This is a genomic window from Tenacibaculum sp. TB-53 (assembly GCF_059716285.2).
This window is the reverse complement of record NZ_CM202790.1, coordinates 894,697-911,358: the sequence shown is the minus strand read 5'-3', so window position 1 is coordinate 911,358 and position 16,662 is coordinate 894,697. Positions and strand designations below refer to the sequence as shown.

Annotated in this window: 15 protein-coding genes; 11 read left to right on the top strand and 4 right to left on the bottom strand. The window is 31.4% G+C overall.

Features of this window, described 5'->3' with window-relative positions; translation table 11 throughout:
* Positions 1-124 precede the first annotated feature (124 nt).
* Complete coding sequence (locus AC3VJB_RS04085; RefSeq protein ID WP_437824616.1) at positions 125-2,812, top strand: TonB-dependent receptor; 2,688 nt, start codon at positions 125-127, stop codon at positions 2,810-2,812.
* Between the two features lie 79 nt (positions 2,813-2,891).
* Here AC3VJB_RS04085 and AC3VJB_RS04080 read toward each other — a convergent pair whose 3' ends face one another.
* Complete coding sequence (locus AC3VJB_RS04080) at positions 2,892-3,242, bottom strand: 4Fe-4S dicluster domain-containing protein (protein ID WP_047788857.1); 351 nt, start codon at positions 3,240-3,242, stop codon at positions 2,892-2,894.
* 71 nt (positions 3,243-3,313) lie between these two features.
* Here AC3VJB_RS04080 and AC3VJB_RS04075 point away from each other — a divergent pair, with 71 nt between their 5' ends.
* The 10 genes from AC3VJB_RS04075 to AC3VJB_RS04030 are packed head-to-tail and all read left to right on the top strand — an operon-like array spanning position 3,314 to position 12,702.
* A complete protein-coding gene (locus AC3VJB_RS04075) occupies positions 3,314-4,375 on the top strand; it encodes an acyl-CoA reductase (RefSeq protein ID WP_437824614.1) in 1,062 nt (353 codons plus the stop codon).
* Between the two features lie 52 nt (positions 4,376-4,427).
* Complete coding sequence (gene serC, locus AC3VJB_RS04070) at positions 4,428-5,492, top strand: 3-phosphoserine/phosphohydroxythreonine transaminase (protein WP_437824612.1); 1,065 nt, start codon at positions 4,428-4,430, stop codon at positions 5,490-5,492.
* 43 nt (positions 5,493-5,535) lie between these two features.
* The gene (locus AC3VJB_RS04065; RefSeq protein WP_437824610.1) at positions 5,536-6,489 is read left to right on the top strand and encodes a D-2-hydroxyacid dehydrogenase; all 954 of its coding nucleotides are present in this window, start codon (positions 5,536-5,538) and stop codon (positions 6,487-6,489) included.
* 3 nt (positions 6,490-6,492) lie between these two features.
* Positions 6,493-7,731 (top strand): DUF1015 domain-containing protein, encoded by a 1,239-nt coding sequence (locus AC3VJB_RS04060; protein ID WP_437824609.1) that lies wholly within the window; start codon positions 6,493-6,495, stop codon positions 7,729-7,731.
* 24 nt (positions 7,732-7,755) lie between these two features.
* Complete coding sequence (locus tag AC3VJB_RS04055) at positions 7,756-8,424, top strand: YggS family pyridoxal phosphate-dependent enzyme (RefSeq protein WP_073184101.1); 669 nt, start codon at positions 7,756-7,758, stop codon at positions 8,422-8,424.
* Positions 8,425-8,457: 33 nt separating this feature from the next.
* Entirely contained in the window at positions 8,458-9,555 is a 1,098-nt protein-coding gene (locus tag AC3VJB_RS04050) for an exonuclease domain-containing protein (protein WP_047788863.1), read from the top strand.
* 31 nt (positions 9,556-9,586) lie between these two features.
* On the top strand, positions 9,587-10,402 hold the full coding sequence (locus AC3VJB_RS04045) for an ion transporter (RefSeq protein ID WP_082118625.1): 816 nt from the start codon (positions 9,587-9,589) through the stop codon (positions 10,400-10,402).
* Positions 10,403-11,311 carry a tRNA (adenosine(37)-N6)-dimethylallyltransferase MiaA gene (gene miaA, locus AC3VJB_RS04040; protein WP_437824606.1) on the top strand — a complete coding sequence of 303 codons (909 nt, stop codon included), beginning with the start codon at positions 10,403-10,405 and terminating at the stop codon, positions 11,309-11,311.
* A 58-nt stretch (positions 11,312-11,369) separates the two neighbouring features.
* Complete coding sequence (locus AC3VJB_RS04035; RefSeq protein WP_047788866.1) at positions 11,370-11,873, top strand: OmpH/Skp family outer membrane protein; 504 nt, start codon at positions 11,370-11,372, stop codon at positions 11,871-11,873.
* A 7-nt stretch (positions 11,874-11,880) separates the two neighbouring features.
* A complete protein-coding gene (locus tag AC3VJB_RS04030; RefSeq protein ID WP_437824604.1) occupies positions 11,881-12,702 on the top strand; it encodes a DUF1853 family protein in 822 nt (273 codons plus the stop codon).
* A 483-nt stretch (positions 12,703-13,185) separates the two neighbouring features.
* On the opposite strand, the gene typA is transcribed toward AC3VJB_RS04030, so the two are convergent.
* The 3 genes from typA to AC3VJB_RS04015 form a co-directional block, all read right to left on the bottom strand.
* Positions 13,186-14,958, bottom strand: coding sequence for a translational GTPase TypA (gene typA / locus AC3VJB_RS04025; RefSeq protein WP_073184109.1), 1,773 nt, complete (start codon positions 14,956-14,958; stop codon positions 13,186-13,188).
* Between the two features lie 200 nt (positions 14,959-15,158).
* Positions 15,159-15,467 (bottom strand): LETM1 domain-containing protein, encoded by a 309-nt coding sequence (locus AC3VJB_RS04020; protein ID WP_047788869.1) that lies wholly within the window; start codon positions 15,465-15,467, stop codon positions 15,159-15,161.
* Positions 15,467-16,633: a proline dehydrogenase family protein gene (locus AC3VJB_RS04015; RefSeq protein WP_047788870.1), complete on the bottom strand. Its 1,167-nt coding sequence runs from the start codon at positions 16,631-16,633 to the stop codon at positions 15,467-15,469. The genes AC3VJB_RS04020 and AC3VJB_RS04015 overlap by 1 nt, the downstream gene beginning before the upstream one ends.
* Positions 16,634-16,662: the final 29 nt, after the last annotated feature.

Sequence of the window (16,662 nt, the reverse complement as noted above, 5' to 3'; positions counted from 1 at the left end):
TTCTAATTATTTAAGATTCATTTAAGTTAGTTTATAGCTCTTTAATTTATGGTTTTAACATTTTTTTAAGACTTAGGTTGATTTTTTACTATTTTTAAGAAATTAACTTAAAAAATATTTTCACATGAAAAAACGTACCCTTCTTATTATTTACCTATTTTTTGGTGGACTTTACTTGTTAAATGCTCAAACATTAATTAGAGGAACAGTAAAAGATATAAATAACGAACCTTTGCCAGGAGCTAACATTGTAGAAAAAGGAACCTCTAATGGTACATCTACAGATTTTAACGGCGAGTTTTCACTTAATGTTAATACAGATGGAACTTTAATAGTTAGTTTTTCAGGTTTTGAAACACAAGAAATTTCTATTAATGGAAAAACTAATTTTAATATTGTTTTAAAAGAAGGTTTAGAATTAGATGAAGTTGTTATCGTAGGATCTAGAAATCCTAAAAGAACAGCTATTGACACACCTGTACCTGTTGATATAATTGATGTAGGAGATTTAGCAACTAAAAATGGTAAAGTAGAAGTAAATGATATATTACAGTATGCAGCTCCGTCATTTAATGCTACTAAGCAATCAGGGTCAGATGGTGCCGACCATATCGTACCTGCTTCCTTAAGAGGTTTAGGTCCAGACCAAACTTTGGTACTTATCAACGGTAAAAGACGCCATCAATCATCATTAGTTAATATTTTTGGAACACGTGGACGCGGAAATTCAGGAACCGATTTAAATGCAATTCCTGCTGCTGCTATTAAAAGAATTGAAGTTCTAAGAGATGGAGCATCTGCTCAGTATGGTTCTGACGCTATTGCAGGAGTTATTAATATTGTTTTAAAAGATAATACCGACGGCGTTTCAGGAAGTATTGGTTATGGAGTTTATAGCACAGCAATAGGAAGTGGATGGGCTGAAGCTACAGGAGAAACTTTATACAATGTTGAAGGAAAAAACAGATTAGATGGAGAAGACAAAAGTTTTGATGGTGGAACTTTTAAACTAGATTTAAACTACGGAGCTAAATTGAATGATAAAGGAGGTTTTGTAAACTTTACTACCGAATTGTTGTCAAAAGATAGAACGTTGAGACCTGGTTTTTCTTGGCGAAAAGGATATGGTAGCGCTGCTATAGATGGATTCAATTTTATGATAAATGCTAGTTTACCTGTAAATGACAATACCGAAATGTATGCTTTTGGAGGTAGAAATTATAGAGACACTGATGCGTATGCTTTTTCAAGAGATAGTTTTGATGAAGGCGATAATAGAAGTGTTCCTAGCATACACCCTAATGGATTTACCCCTAGAATTACTTCAAATATCACTGATATATCTGTATCGGCAGGAATTAAACATAAATTAGAAAATGGTTGGGAGATTGACTTTAATAATACGTATGGAGAAAACAAGTTTCATTATTTTATAAAAGATTCAAACAACGCTTCTTTAAAAGATGCTTCACCTACCGATTTTAATGCAGGAGGTCATAGTTTATCACAAAATACTACTGGATTAGATTTTAGTAAGTACTTAGAAGATTTAATGAGTGGAGTTAACCTTGCTTTCGGTTTAGAGTATAGAACAGAAAACTTTATCATTTTTGCTGGTGAAGAAGCTTCTTATGGATTATATGATGATAACGGAGTATTAATGGAAAATCCTGCTGTTCAACCAGTAGCTGTTGATAGTAATGGAGATGAATTACCTGGAGGTTCTCAAGGGTTCCCTGGATATGGACCTGACAATGAAGTTGACCGTTCAAGAAGTAATGTAGGTATCTATTTTGATTCTGAATTTAACTTTACAGAAAAATTCTTAGTAGGCGCAGCTGTTCGTTATGAAGATTACAGTGATTTTGGTAGTACATTCAATTTTAAGTTAGCTTCAAGATTTAAAGCAAGTGATAATTTAACCCTACGAGGTTCTATTTCCTCAGGTTTCAGAGCACCATCTTTAGCTCAATTATATTATAATCTAAAGTTTACAAACATTGTTAATGGGGAATCTTTACCATCATTATTGTCTGCAAATAACAGTACTGTAACTAGAGCTTTCGGAATAGAACAATTAAAAGAAGAAACAGCATTCAATGCTAGTTTAGGGTTTACTTATAAAATTGGTGGATTTACAGCTACCATTGATGCATATTCTATTACTGTTGATGATCGCATTATTTTAACAGATAACTTTGATGCTTCTGGATTGAATTTAGGCGTTGATGCAGCACAGTTCTTTGCTAACGGTGTTGATACAAAAACGCAAGGATTAGATATTGTTTTAAACTATAAAAAGTCTTTTGAAGATCATAGAATAGATGTAGGATTGGTAGGAAACTTTAACGATACTAAAATTGAAAAGATAAAGAACGGAAACTTAAACAGATTTACTTTCTTTAGTCCTTTTTCTGAAGCTTATTTAAAAGCGGCAGCTCCAGATCACAAATTCGGTTTAAACCTTGGATATGGATATAAAAAACTAGATGTTGCTTTAAACTTCACTAAATTTAGCGAAGTTCAGTTGCAAGATTTTCAATGGGTAGATACACCAGCAACAACCCAAGCAGAAGCTGATGCCTTATATCCTGTGGCTACTGATGTTTATAAAAGTAAAATTACTACCGATTTAAGTCTAAGCTATGCTTTTACAGATAAAATTACCTTTACGATTGGAGGAAACAATATTTTCAATGTATATCCTACTCCACAGTTTGATGGATGGACTGATCAAGGTGGGTTAGCAGATTCTGTTCAAATGGGATCAGACGGTGCTTACTTTTTTACTAGACTAGGATTTAAACTTTAATAGGTTTTTCATAAAACAAAAAATCCTGAGAATATTCTCAGGATTTTTTTATTTCATATCTCCAAAAATTTGGAGTTTATTAATCGTTATGCATAAAACGTTGTTTAGCTAATAACTCTTCTTCTGTTTCTACATTATCTTCATCAGGAACACAACAATCAACAGGGCAAACAGCAGCACATTGTGGCTCTTCATGAAAACCTTTACATTCTGTACATTTATCTACAACGATGTAATAAATTTCATCCGAAATTGGCTCTTGATCTTCATCCGCATTGGCAGATTTACCGTTTGGTAAAACAATATTTCCTGTTAAATCAGTACCGTCAGCATATTTCCAGTCATCTGCACCTTCGTAAATTGCTGTATTAGGACATTCAGGTTCGCAAGCCCCACAGTTTATACATTCATCAGTTATTATAATTGCCATAATTAATCTCTTTCAGTTTTGTAACTTTGCATTTGCAAAAATAGTTCCAATTTAATTTAGAACCAAAATAAATGGATAGTATAAAAAGTAGAATTAACGCTTTTCATAAACTAGGAGAATTTTTAAGTCAATTTTCTCAAGAAAAAATAGAGAAAAAAGAACATGTAGAACGCAATGAGTTATTTTTTGATGGATTTAAGCATCAATTAAAAATAGCAGGAGAAAATAACACCTGGTTCACCAGAGAAAACATATTATTCTCTATAGAAAATTGGGCAAAAGCACTTACTTCAGAAAACTTAACTCAGTGGATTACTAACGAAAAATTAGGTAACAACGAACCTAAATTAGTCGCTGTTATCATGGCTGGAAACATTCCGCTAGTAGGCTTTCATGACTTTTTATCAGTTCTAATTTCTGGGCACTCGGTATTAGTTAAACAATCCTCTAACGATAAACATTTATTGCCTTTTTTAGCAAAATATTTAGAATATATTGATCCTGAATTAAAAGGAAAAATCACGTTTACTGAAGAAAAACTAACAGGGTTTGATGCGGTAATAGCTACTGGTAGTAATAATACAGCACGTTATTTTGAATATTACTTTAAAGATAAACCTAGCATTATAAGAAAAAACAGAAACTCTGTTGCGGTTTTAACAGGAAATGAATCGGAAGAACAACTGCAAAATTTAAGCGAAGATGTTTTTCGTTATTTCGGATTAGGTTGTCGTTCTGTTTCAAAAGTATTTGTTCCTAAAGACTATAATTTCGACGCTTTTTTCAATGGAATGTATCAACAACATGAAATCATTAACAATGTTAAATACGCTAATAATTACGATTACAATAAGGCAGTGTATTTAATGAGTGAGTTTGATATTTTAGAAAATGGGTTTTTAATGATTAAAGAAGATGAAAGCTACGCCTCACCTATCGCTTCTGTTTTTTATGAATATTATAACAATACTGATGATTTAAAGATTAAACTGTGGGAAGACAGAGAGCAAATTCAATGTGTTGTAGCTAATAATTTTATTGAAAATGAAATAGCATTCGGACAGACACAACACCCAAAGTTATGGGACTATGCTGACGGTGTAAACACACTAGAATTTTTAGCTAAAATTTAAAAGAGTCTCTATATAAATTTGCACCTTTGTGTAGCAAAACACAACAACACAAATGAAAAAACATAACTTTAGTGCAGGGCCTTGTATTTTACCTGAAGAAGTGCTAAAAAAAGCATCAGAAGCAGTCATTGACTTTAATAATGACAATTTATCTTTAATCGAAATTTCACACAGAAGTCAACCCTTTGTAGATGTAATTGAAAAAGCAAGAAGCTTAGCACTAGAATTATTAGGTCTTGAAAATAAAGGCTACAAAGCATTGTTTTTGCAAGGTGGAGCCAGTATGCAGTTTTTAATGGTTGCTTATAACTTACTAAATAAAAAAGCAGCTTACTTAAATACAGGGACTTGGAGTGATAAAGCAATTAAAGAAGCTAAATTATTTGGCGAATTAGTAGAAGTAGCTTCCTCAAAAGATAAGAACTTCAGTTATATTCCCAAAACATATGAAATTCCTACAGATGTAGACTATTTTCATTGCACAAGTAATAATACCATTTATGGAACACAAATGAAGAGTTTTCCTAAGACTTCTGTTCCAATGATATGTGATATGAGTTCTGATATTTTTTCTCGTCAACTGGATTTTTCAAAATTTGATTTGATTTACGCAGGAGCTCAAAAAAATATGGGACCAGCAGGTACAACTTTAGTGGTTGTAAAAGAAGATATATTAGGTAAAGTTGAACGTCAAATTCCTTCAATGTTAAATTACCAAGTGTTTCTTAACAAAGAAAGTATGTTTAATACACCACCTGTATTTGCAGTATATACCTCTATGTTAACCTTAGAGTGGTTAAAAAACTTAGGAGGTATCGAATTCATTGAAAAAGTGAATGAGAAAAAATCAGCACTGTTGTATAATGAAATAGATAGAAACCCTTTATTTAATGGAGTCGCTGCTATAGAAGACCGAAGTCATATGAATGCTACTTTTACCTTAGCTGATAAAAACTTGCAAGCTAAGTTTGATAAAATGTGGCAAGAAGCCAATATTAATGGATTAAGCGGCCATAGAAGTGTTGGTGGTTATCGTGCAAGTATGTACAACGCTTTACCTTTATACAGTGTACAGGCTTTAGTAGATGTAATGCAAGAATTAGAAAGAATAAGTTAGATACAACGTCATTTTTCACAATGACATTTTAATATAAAGAACGATGAAGATATTAGTGAATGATGGAATTTCCGCTAGCGGAATACAAGCTTTAGAAGACAAAGGCTTTGAAGTAATAAACACTAAAGTTGCACAAGAGCAATTAGAAAATTACATAAACGATCATGCTATTGATGCTATTACAGTAAGTAATACTACACAAGTGCGACAAGAGTTAATTGATGCTTGCCCAAGCATTAAACTTATTGCTTGTTTAGGAACCGAAATGGACAACATTGATGTTGATTATGCTATTGATAATGGAGTTCATATTGTGAATAGTGAAGATGCTTCTGCTACTTCAATTGCTGAATTGGTATTTGCTCATTTATTTGGAATGGTTCGTTTTTTACATCAGTCAAATCGTGAAATGCCTTTAGAAGGAGATATGCGCTTTAACGCCTTAAAAAAGCAATACTCGCAAGGAACTGAGCTAAGAGGTAAAACATTAGGTATTATTGGGTTTGATACTGTAGGACAAGAAGTTGCAAAAACTGCACTAGCTTTAGGTATGGAAGTGATAGCAACTGATGTAGAAATAGATAATGCAACTATCACAATTCCTTTTTTCGATGGTCAATCAGTAGACTTCTTTATTGAAACGGAAAGTATAGATAACCTATTATCAAAATCAGACTTTATTACACTACATCTTCCTGCTCAAGAGGGATATGTTATAGAAACATCTTTGTTTGACAAAATGAAAAATGGTGTAGGAATTATAAACACTTCTCATGGAGGTATTCTAAATGAAGTTGATTTAGTTAATGCTATTGATAGTGGAAAGGTTAAATATGCAGGATTAGACGTTTTTGAAAGCCAACCAAGACCTGAAATTCAACTATTAATGAACCCTGAAATATCGATGACACCTCATATTGGTGCTTCAACTGTTGAAGCACAAGATAGAGCTGGAATTGAACTTGCTAACAAAATCATCGAATTACTAAGCGAATAATCTATGGCAATTGTAAAACCTTTTAAAGCTGTTAGAGCCACCAGAGATAAAGTTGCTTTAGTATCTTCTAAATCGTATGAAATTTATACTCCTGCGGAAATTGGAGCTAAACTCGATTTTAATCCATACACTTTTTTGCATGTAATTAATCCTGGATATAAATACCATAAACAAGATGTAACTGGAGAACAACGCTTTAAATTGGTACACAATCGTTACTTAGAATTCAAAGAAAATGAAGTCTTTAAGCAAGATGAAACTCCTGCTTATTACATATATCAAAAAATAACTCCAAATGATAATTTCTGTGGAATAATCGCAGCAACCTCTGTAGAAGATTATCATAATGAAGTAATAAAAAAGCACGAAGACACTTTAAAAGAACGTGAGTTACTATTTGAAAACTACTTAAAAAATACAGGTTTTAATGCAGAACCAGTACTACTCACCTACCCTGACAATGATGTAATTAATGTTATTATAAAAAAATATCAGGAAGAAAGAGCCGAATACGAGTTTTCTACATCTGATAGGGATTTACATTTTTTATGGATAATAAACGAAGAGAAAGATGTAGAGCAAATAGCCAAAGCTTTTAAAGAAGTTAACACCCTATATATTGCTGATGGACATCATCGTTCAACATCTTCATGTTTATTGGCACAAAATTTAGCAGAAAATAATCCAAAACATACGGGTAAAGAAGACTATAATTTTTTCATGAGTTACCTATTACCTGAGAGCCAGGTTAAAATTTATGAATTCAATAGATTTATAAGAGATTTAAACGGGTTAACTCCAGAGGAGCTTTTAATAGAATTAGATACTCATTTTAGAATTGAGAATCGTGGACAGGAATTATATAAACCTAAAGAAAAACACCATTTTAGCATGTATTTAAATGGTGAATTTTATGCTTTGTATTTACGTAAATCAGCTTATGAATTTACTGACTGTTTAAGTGAATTAGATGCTTATATTTTATATACAACCGTATTAGAACCTATTTTAGGAATTGAAGATATTAGAAACGCTTCTAAAATTGTATATTCTCAAGACAAATCTGACGGGTTAGAATTAAAAACAAAGGTTGACAGTGGTGAGTTTAAAGTTTCTTTTGGAATGCTACCTACCAATATTCAAGAACTAAAAACTATTGTTGATGCTGGCTTAATGATGCCACCGAAAACAACCTACATAGAACCTAAGTTAAGAAGTGCTTTAACTATTTACGAGTTTTAGTATAAAGTCTGATAAACAATTATTATGATTACAGGAATTAAAGAAAATCTTCAAAAAATAAAATCAACACTACCAGAAAATGTAACGTTAGTTGCTGTTTCTAAAACCAAACCTATTGCAGATTTACAAGAAGCTTACGATGCTGGTCAGCGAATATTTGGTGAGAATAAAATACAAGAAATGGTAGCTAAGTATGATGAATTGCCTAAGGACATAAAATGGCATATGATTGGTCATTTACAACGTAATAAGGTAAAGTATATGGCTCATTTTGTTGATTTAATTCATGGTGTAGATAGTTTTAAAACACTGAAAGAAATAAACAAACAGGCTAAAAAACATAATAGAGTTATTAATTGTTTGTTACAAGCACGAATTGCTAAAGAAGATACTAAATTTGGGTTACCTTTTGAAGATATTGAAGCTATTTTAGCGTCAGATGAGTTAAAAGAGCTTGAAAATATAAAAATTGTTGGTTTAATGGGAATGGCTACGTTTACAGATAACCAAAAACAATTACAAGAAGAATTTTCTTCATTAGCTAATTTCTTTAATGGAAATAAAGAAAACTATCCTAATTTACAAACATTATCTATGGGAATGAGTGGAGATTATGAATTAGCCATAAAAAATGGTAGTACAATGGTACGAATAGGAAGCTCAATTTTTGGAGTTAGAAATTATATTGCTTAGATTTACATAAACTAGCTTAAAAAAGGGAGAGATTTGTACGCTATTTTAGACATTGAAACTACTGGAGGGAAATATAACGAAGAAGGGATTACAGAAATTGCCATCTATAAATATGATGGACATCAAATTGTAGATCAATTCATTAGTTTAGTTAATCCAGAAAGGGAAATTCAGGAATTTGTTGTAAAACTTACTGGTATTAATAATAAAATGCTACGAAATGCGCCCAAGTTTTATGAAATAGCAAAAAGAATTGTTGAAATAACTCAAGATTGTTTTATTGTGGCTCATAATGCTAATTTTGATTATCGTATTCTTCGTACCGAATTTGACAGGTTAGGTTATAAATACAAACGAAATACACTATGTACAGTTAGTTTAAGCAAAAAACTAATTCCAGAGTCACCATCTCATAGTCTAGGAAAACTCTGTAAGTTTTTAGGAATTCCTATGTCTGATCGTCACAGAGCAACAGGTGACGCATTAGCTACGGTACAATTATTTAAACTATTAATAGATAAAGATGTTGAAAAAGGTATTATTCAACAATCTATAAAGTATTTTGACAACAGACATGAAAAGTTTCGTATTCAAAGAATATTAGATAGTTTACCTGAAAAAGAAGGTCTTTTTTATGTTCATAACCACGAAGGAACAATCATTTTTGTAGGGAGAGGTAAAAATATAAAGCAAGAAACTAATAAACTCTTTTTAAAAGAAACTAGAAAAGCATTAAAAGTAATAAAAAGAGTTAGTAAAGTTTCTTATGAAGAAACTGGGAATATGCTTTTTACCCGTTTAAAATATCATTTAGAACTTGAAAAGCTAAAACCTAAGTACAATATCATTAGAAAAAGAAAAATTACAGATAAAAACTTTAATCACGATAATATGCTTATTGTTGATAAAGGCAGAATTCCAGAAGAACACGCCGTAATTTTAATCGAAAAAAACGAAGTTATAGGATATACATATACCAATCTTGCTTTTCAGGAAAACCAGTTATCTATTCTAAAATCAATGCTTACTCCTATTGAATACAAAGAGTTAGCAAAAACCATCATTAAAAACTACTTACTAAAAAATAAAGTCTCTAAAATAGTACGATTACAAGTTGAAAATAATTTATAATATGCTATAAAGCATTCAAAAACCTAATCTTTTGGATAGTAAAAAACTTAATTGGAGAGAAAAATTACATGAAGTAATCTACGAAGCAGATACTCCTGCAGGACGATTATTTGACATCATCTTGTTATTTGCAATCTTAGCAAGTATTGTACTGGTTATGCTTGAAAGTATTGAAAGTTTTGATAACAAACATCATAATTTCCTATATATTTCAGAATGGATTATTACCATTTTTTTTTCCATTGAGTATATCCTAAGAATTATTTCAATAAACAAGCCAACAAAATACATTTTTAGCTTTTATGGTATTATAGATTTACTTTCTACTATTCCTATGTACCTAACGTTCTTTTTTGTAGGTACACATAGTAGTTTAATAGCTTTGAGAGCATTACGCCTATTAAGAGTTTTTAGGATTTTAAAAGTCTCTAGGTATATTGGAGAGTCAAATCAATTAATAAAAGCTTTAAATGCTAGTAAAGCTAAAATTGGAGTCTTTCTTTATTTTGTGTTGATTATCTGTATCATTTTAGGTTCCGTAATGTATTTTATTGAAGGGGCTGAAAACGGCTTTACAAGTATTCCTAGAAGCATTTATTGGTCAATAGTAACACTTACAACCGTTGGTTATGGAGATATTGCTCCGCAAACCGCTTTAGGACAATTTATTGCAAGTATTACAGTAATTATTGGTTATGCTATTATTGCGATACCTACAGGAATTGTAAGTTCAGAAATGACTAAAAAAAAGGTACACCTAAACACTCAATCTTGCCCAAATTGCTCCTATGAAGGACATAAAGATGATGCAGAATTTTGTTATCATTGCGGAACAAAACTGAACTAAATGTCTCAAAAAAACACATTAATTACGATTGTTGGTGCAACTGCTATTGGTAAAACAGCACTAAGCATTGAACTAGCTCAGCACTTTAATTGTGAAATTATTTCGTGTGACTCTCGTCAGTTTTATAAGGAAATGACTATAGGAACAGCGGTTCCTGACCCCGAAGAACTGGATGCTGCTCCACATCATTTTATTCAAAACAGAAGTGTTTTTGAAAATTATTCAGTAGGACAGTTTGAAAAAGATGCATTAAAAACTCTAAACGAACTATTTACTAAAAACCCTATTCAAATAATGGTAGGTGGAAGTGGTTTGTATGTAGATGCTGTTTTAAAAGGATTAGATTATTTTCCTGATGTAGATCCACAAATAAGAATAGATTTAACTACTGAGTTAGAAAACAAAGGTATAGAACATCTTCAAAAAAGATTAAAAAAACTTGATATTGAAGCTTACAATACGATTGCTATTGACAATCCACATCGATTAATCCGTTCTTTAGAGATTTGTATAGGAACTGGAGAAACATACAGTTGTTTTAAAAATAAACCTAAAGCACCTCGTAATTTTCAATCTATAAAAATTGGATTGACAGCCGATAGAGAAATTATGTATGATCGTATTAATCGTCGTGTAGCTATTATGATTGAAAAAGGTTTGATAGAAGAAGCTAAAAAACTACATCCTTATAAAAACCTAAACGCATTGCAAACAGTAGGATACAGAGAGTTATTCGAATATTTTGAAGGTAACTTTGCTAAAGAATTTGCTATTGAGGAAATTAAGAAGAACTCAAGAAGGTTTGCCAAACGACAAGGAACATGGTTTCGTAAAGATTCAAACATTTTATGGTTTGATTTCCAAGAAGATCTTCAAAATATCATAAAAACTATTGAAAATAAACTTTAACGCTTTTTAAGAGCGCTAAAAAAATCACTTTTTTATATTTGTCAAAAAACAGAAATACATGAAACTAAAAATCACTTTTATACTAACTTTATTTTTTATAGGATTTTCAAATGCGCAAACCAAAGTAGGAACGGTAGATAGCGAATTAGTCATTAGTAAAATGCCTCAAATGAAAGGGGTCTTACAACGAGTAGAAAATTATGGTAAAAAACTAGATTCTAGTTTTCAAATAAAAGCTACAGAATATAAGACAAAAGTTGATTCTTTTAAAGCAGAAGAAAAACTAATGACCGATGATGATAAGAAAACTAGAATTCAAGAATTAAGAACTCTTGAACAAGAAATGGGTAAATTTCGTCAGAATGGATCAGCTATGATGCAAGTGCAAAGAGAGCAGAGTTTAAGACCACTATATAAAAAACTAAGCGAAGTAATAGCTGAAGTAGCAAAAGCTAATGGTTATACACAAATTTTAACTACTACTGGAAACGAATTTGGTTATATCGATGAACGTTTTGATATCACTAAATTGGTATTAGATAAACTAGGAATTAAAGAGTAAATCTTTTATGTCCCTAAAACAAAAAGACTTACAATTACAATATGAAGGATTTTTAAAAACACCTTTTCTATGGCATGGAAAAGGTGTTTTTAATTTAGAACAATTCTCCATATTAAAAATTAAAACAATCTCGTTTAATGAAGAAATCAAACAAAAACTACGTTTGGGTAAATTGGTTGAACGTTTTGTTTCATTTGAATTAAATCAAAATAGTTCTGTATCAATCCTTGCTGAGAACATTCAAATTCAAAATGAAAAAATTACTGTAGGAGAGTTAGATTGTTTATTGTTAAAGGATAAAGAATCAATTCATTTAGAAATTATATATAAGTTCTACTTATATGATGTTTCTGTTGGAAACTCTGAAATTGAACATTGGATTGGCCCAAATCGACGCGATTCTCTTATTCAAAAGCTAACAAAACTTCAAGAAAAACAATTACCACTACTCTATTCTAATCACACTAAAACTTATTTAGATAAATTAAAGTTGGTTATAGATGAAATAATACAACAAGTATATTTTAAAGCACAATTGTTTGTTCCTCTAAAGGATTTCGGGAAAAAAATCAAACAGCTAAATAATGAGTGTATCTATGGTTTTTATATTTACCCGAAAGAATTACCACAATTCTCAGATTGTAAATTCTATATTCCTAATAAACATAACTGGTTAGTAAATCCACATTCAAATATTGACTGGTTAACTTTTGAAACCTTTCAAGATAAACTTCAACAATTTTTAAATGAAGAAAATGCTCCTCTTTGTTGGCTAAAGAAACCAAACGGCGAACTTTTTAAGTTTTTTATAGTTTGGTGGAATAATTAGTGTATTTTAAATTATTCGTAAAAAATTTAAGTTCTCTTTTTTCTTCTATTCTCTTTACGTACTTAGGGTAAACAAGGCATAGTCTTTAAATATCTCACATCAATTAACTTGTTATGAATCACACAAGTTTTCTTCCCCTTTTAATTCTATTTTTTCTTTACTCTATACCTTTTTGTAGATAAATTTATACGCCGCGCTACTTCCCCAATTTTTTAATTTTAAACAATATATAAATACAATGTTTAAAACCTTTAATTAAAAGAGATTATGCTACTTCTTTTATAGCGTTTATGTATTTTTCCTATATCCTCAAAACACCTTGAAACTCCATCCTTAACAAACCCCTTATCATAATTATCATTAAGGTGCATTTTTTTTATATAAATAACTATCTTAAAGTTTATAACCAATTAATCGGTATTTCATATAATCAAAAACCACCTGTAATTCAGGTGGTTTTTGGTTTTATCTAAGCGTGTAATATTACTTTACAAAGTTAATTTTTCGCATACGTAAACTTTCTGGGGTAACTTCTAAATACTCATCTGGTCTAATATACTCCATACATTCTTCTAATGAGAAATCAATTTTTGGAGCAATTTTCACGCCGTCATCTGAACCTGAAGCACGTACGTTAGTTAACTTCTTTCCTTTAATTAGGTTAACTGCCATATCATCTGCCTTGGCATTTTCACCTACCACCTGACCTTTGTAAATCTCTTGGTTTGGATCAATAAAGAAACGTCCTCTATCTTGTAAACGGTCAATTGCATAAGCAGTTGCTTTTCCTGTTTCAGAAGAAACAATAGCACCTTTTAACTCTTCTGCAAACTCTCCTTTATAAGGTCCATATTCGCTGAATCGGTGGTTTATAATTGCTTGACCAGCTGTTGCTGTTAATATTTTATTACGTAAACCAATTAATCCTCTTGATGGAATGGTAAATTCTAAATGTTGTAAATCTCCTTTTGGCTCCATTACTAATAAGTCTCCTTTACGTAAAGAAACTAAGTTAATTGCTTTAGAAGCTACATCTTCAGGAACATCAATTGATAATGTTTCGTATGGTTCACACTTAACTCCGTCAATCTCTTTTAAAATTACTTGAGGACGACCTACTTGTAATTCGTATCCTTCACGACGCATCGTTTCAATTAATACTGATAAGTGTAATACTCCACGTCCGAAAACGTTAAACTTATCCTCTGTATCTGTTTCATCAACACGTAACGCTAAGTTTTTCTCCATCTCTTTAAATAAGCGATCACGTAAGTGACGAGACGTTACAAACTTACCTTCTTTACCAAAGAATGGAGAGTTGTTAATAGTAAATAACATACTCATAGTAGGTTGATCTACTTCAATTCTTGGTAAAGCTTCTGGATTATCTACATCGGCAATCGTATCACCAATTTCAAAATCATCTAAACCTGTTACTGCACAAATATCTCCACTACGAACTTTTTCTGCTTCAGCCTTACCCATTCCTTCAAAAACGTGTAATTCTTTAATACGGACTTTTTTCGTACTTCCATCTGCTTTACAAAGCATGTAGTCTTTGTTCTTTTCTAAATCTCCACGGTAAACACGTCCAATAGCTATTCTTCCTTTAAATGAAGAATAATCTAACGATGTAATTTGCATTTGAGGAGATCCTTCACGATATGGTGCTTCTGGAATTGTTTCTAAAACAGCATCTAACAAAGGAACAATATCTTCTGTTGGTTTTTGCCAATCTGTACTCATCCAACCATTTTTAGCTGAACCGTAAATAGTTGTAAAGTCTAATTGATCTTCATTTGCTTCTAAAGCAAACATTAAATCAAATACTTTTTCATGTACTAAGTCTGGTGTACAGTTTTCTTTATCTACTTTGTTTACTACTACAATAGGAGTTAACCCTAATTCAATAGCTTTTCCTAATACGAAACGTGTTTGAGGCATTGGTCCTTCAAAAGCATCAACCAATAATAAAACTCCATCTGCCATTTTTAGTACACGTTCTACTTCTCCACCAAAATCGGCGTGACCAGGAGTATCAATTACATTAATCTTCACCCCTTTGTAGTTTACGGATACATTTTTAGATAAAATGGTAATACCACGTTCACGTTCTAAGTCGTTATTATCTAATAATAAATCAGTACGCTCTTTACGTTCATCTAAAATTTTGGCTTGATCTATAATTTTGTCTACCAAGGTTGTCTTACCGTGGTCAACGTGTGCTATAATAGCAATGTTTCTTATTGATTGCATTCGTGCTTATTTTGAAGCTGCAAAAGTAGTGTTTTATTGTTTACGATTAACGAAATTTTATTTATGAATTCGTAATATTTTATTTAAAGCTTTACAAAAAGTACTTTTTTATAACAATATACTACTATTTCTACTTTCATTTAAAGGAATTTTGTAGCTTTAATTAATGCCTAAAAAGGGAATAATAGATAATTTTTGTGCTATTTTAACTTTCTATTTTCTAGCTCTTCATCATCTTCTCTAAAAGCACTAGGTAAAATATCAGGAATTAATTTTATAAGTAAAGGCAAAAGTAATGCTCCTCCTGGTAGCATAAACACTGTAAAGGCAGGAATTGCTTTACAAATATCAAGTGTTTGTTCTTTTACTTTTGCCTTTTCTTCGTCTGTTAATGAAGTTGTTAGTGATTTTCTAACAAGAAATATAAGCTCTCTACTTTCTTGAAGCTCTTTTGCTAATCTTTTTTTATTTTTATAGATAGCTTCTTTTATTTCATCAACTGTATTCATTAAAGCTTTCTACGTGCTTTTTCAGTTTTAAGTAAATTCAATTCTCTGGAAGTTTGCCCAGCTACTGAAGTGTTTTCTTCTGCTCTTCGAATTAGGTATGGCATCACATCACGAACAGGTCCGAATGGAACATACTTCGCTACATTATATCCTTCTTTGGCTAAATTGAAACTAATATGATCACTCATACCATATAATTGACCAAACCACATGCGTTTATCATCTTTAGCAATATTATGTTCTTTAGCTAAATCCATTAATAAATATGAACTTTCTTCATTGTGAGTTCCTGCAAAAATTGCCATATTTTTATGGTCCATCATATAACGAACTGCTTCATTATAATTGTCATCTGTTGCTTGTTTGTCCACACAGATAGGAGACTCGTAACCATTTTCTTTAGCTCTTTCACGCTCTTTTTCCATATAAGCTCCACGAACAACTTTCATTCCAATATGATATCCCTTTTGGTGAGCTCTTTGGTGTAGCTTTCGTAGATATTCCATACGATCATGACGATACATTTGTAGTGTATTGAAAACAATGGCTTTTTCTTTATTGTAAATTTCCATTAACTCCTCAATTAAATCATCTGCAGCATCTTGCATCCAGCTTTCTTCTGCATCAATTAGTAATGGAACATCTTTTTCTTTTGCAGCCTTACACACGGTATGAAAACGCTCTACAACTCTATCCCACTCTACTTTTTCTTCTGAAGTAAACTCTTTTCCTTCAGTTAATTTTTGATATAAAGCGAAACGTCCGAAACCTGTAGGTTTAAAAACTGCATAAGGAATAGATTGCTTTTCTTCAGCAAAATTGATTGTTTTCAACGTCATTTTTAAAGCATCATCAAACTGGGCTTCATCTTCCTTCCCTTCTACTGAATAATCTAAAACACTGTGTACATTACCTTGTTCGTACATTTTTTCGATATTAGGTAAGCAATCATCTTCACTTACTCCTCCACAAAAATGATCAAAAACTGTTGAACGGATTAATCCTTCAACTGGTAAGTGTGCTTTTAAAGCAAAGTTTGTTACCGCTGTACCTATTCGAACCATCGGTTGGCTCTGAATCATTTTAAACAAAAAATATGCACGTTCTAACTCTGAGTCAGATTTTAATTTAAAAGCAGTTTCTGTATTATCAAAAAGTCTCATTATCGAGGTAATATTATTTCTTTATTTATTGA

Bases quoted from the DNA above. Each gene is read 5' to 3' on its own strand.
- AC3VJB_RS04085 (WP_437824616.1), top strand. From the start codon at position 125: ATGAAAAAACGTACCCTTCTTATTATTTACCTATTTTTTGGTGGACTT.
- AC3VJB_RS04080 (WP_047788857.1), bottom strand. From the start codon at position 3,242: ATGGCAATTATAATAACTGATGAATGTATAAACTGTGGGGCTTGCGAA.
- AC3VJB_RS04075 (WP_437824614.1), top strand. From the start codon at position 3,314: ATGGATAGTATAAAAAGTAGAATTAACGCTTTTCATAAACTAGGAGAA.
- serC (WP_437824612.1), top strand. From the start codon at position 4,428: ATGAAAAAACATAACTTTAGTGCAGGGCCTTGTATTTTACCTGAAGAA.
- AC3VJB_RS04065 (WP_437824610.1), top strand. From the start codon at position 5,536: ATGAAGATATTAGTGAATGATGGAATTTCCGCTAGCGGAATACAAGCT.
- AC3VJB_RS04060 (WP_437824609.1), top strand. From the start codon at position 6,493: ATGGCAATTGTAAAACCTTTTAAAGCTGTTAGAGCCACCAGAGATAAA.
- AC3VJB_RS04055 (WP_073184101.1), top strand. From the start codon at position 7,756: ATGATTACAGGAATTAAAGAAAATCTTCAAAAAATAAAATCAACACTA.
- miaA (WP_437824606.1), top strand. From the start codon at position 10,403: ATGTCTCAAAAAAACACATTAATTACGATTGTTGGTGCAACTGCTATT.
- AC3VJB_RS04035 (WP_047788866.1), top strand. From the start codon at position 11,370: ATGAAACTAAAAATCACTTTTATACTAACTTTATTTTTTATAGGATTT.
- AC3VJB_RS04030 (WP_437824604.1), top strand. From the start codon at position 11,881: ATGTCCCTAAAACAAAAAGACTTACAATTACAATATGAAGGATTTTTA.
- typA (WP_073184109.1), bottom strand. From the start codon at position 14,958: ATGCAATCAATAAGAAACATTGCTATTATAGCACACGTTGACCACGGT.
- AC3VJB_RS04020 (WP_047788869.1), bottom strand. From the start codon at position 15,467: ATGAATACAGTTGATGAAATAAAAGAAGCTATCTATAAAAATAAAAAA.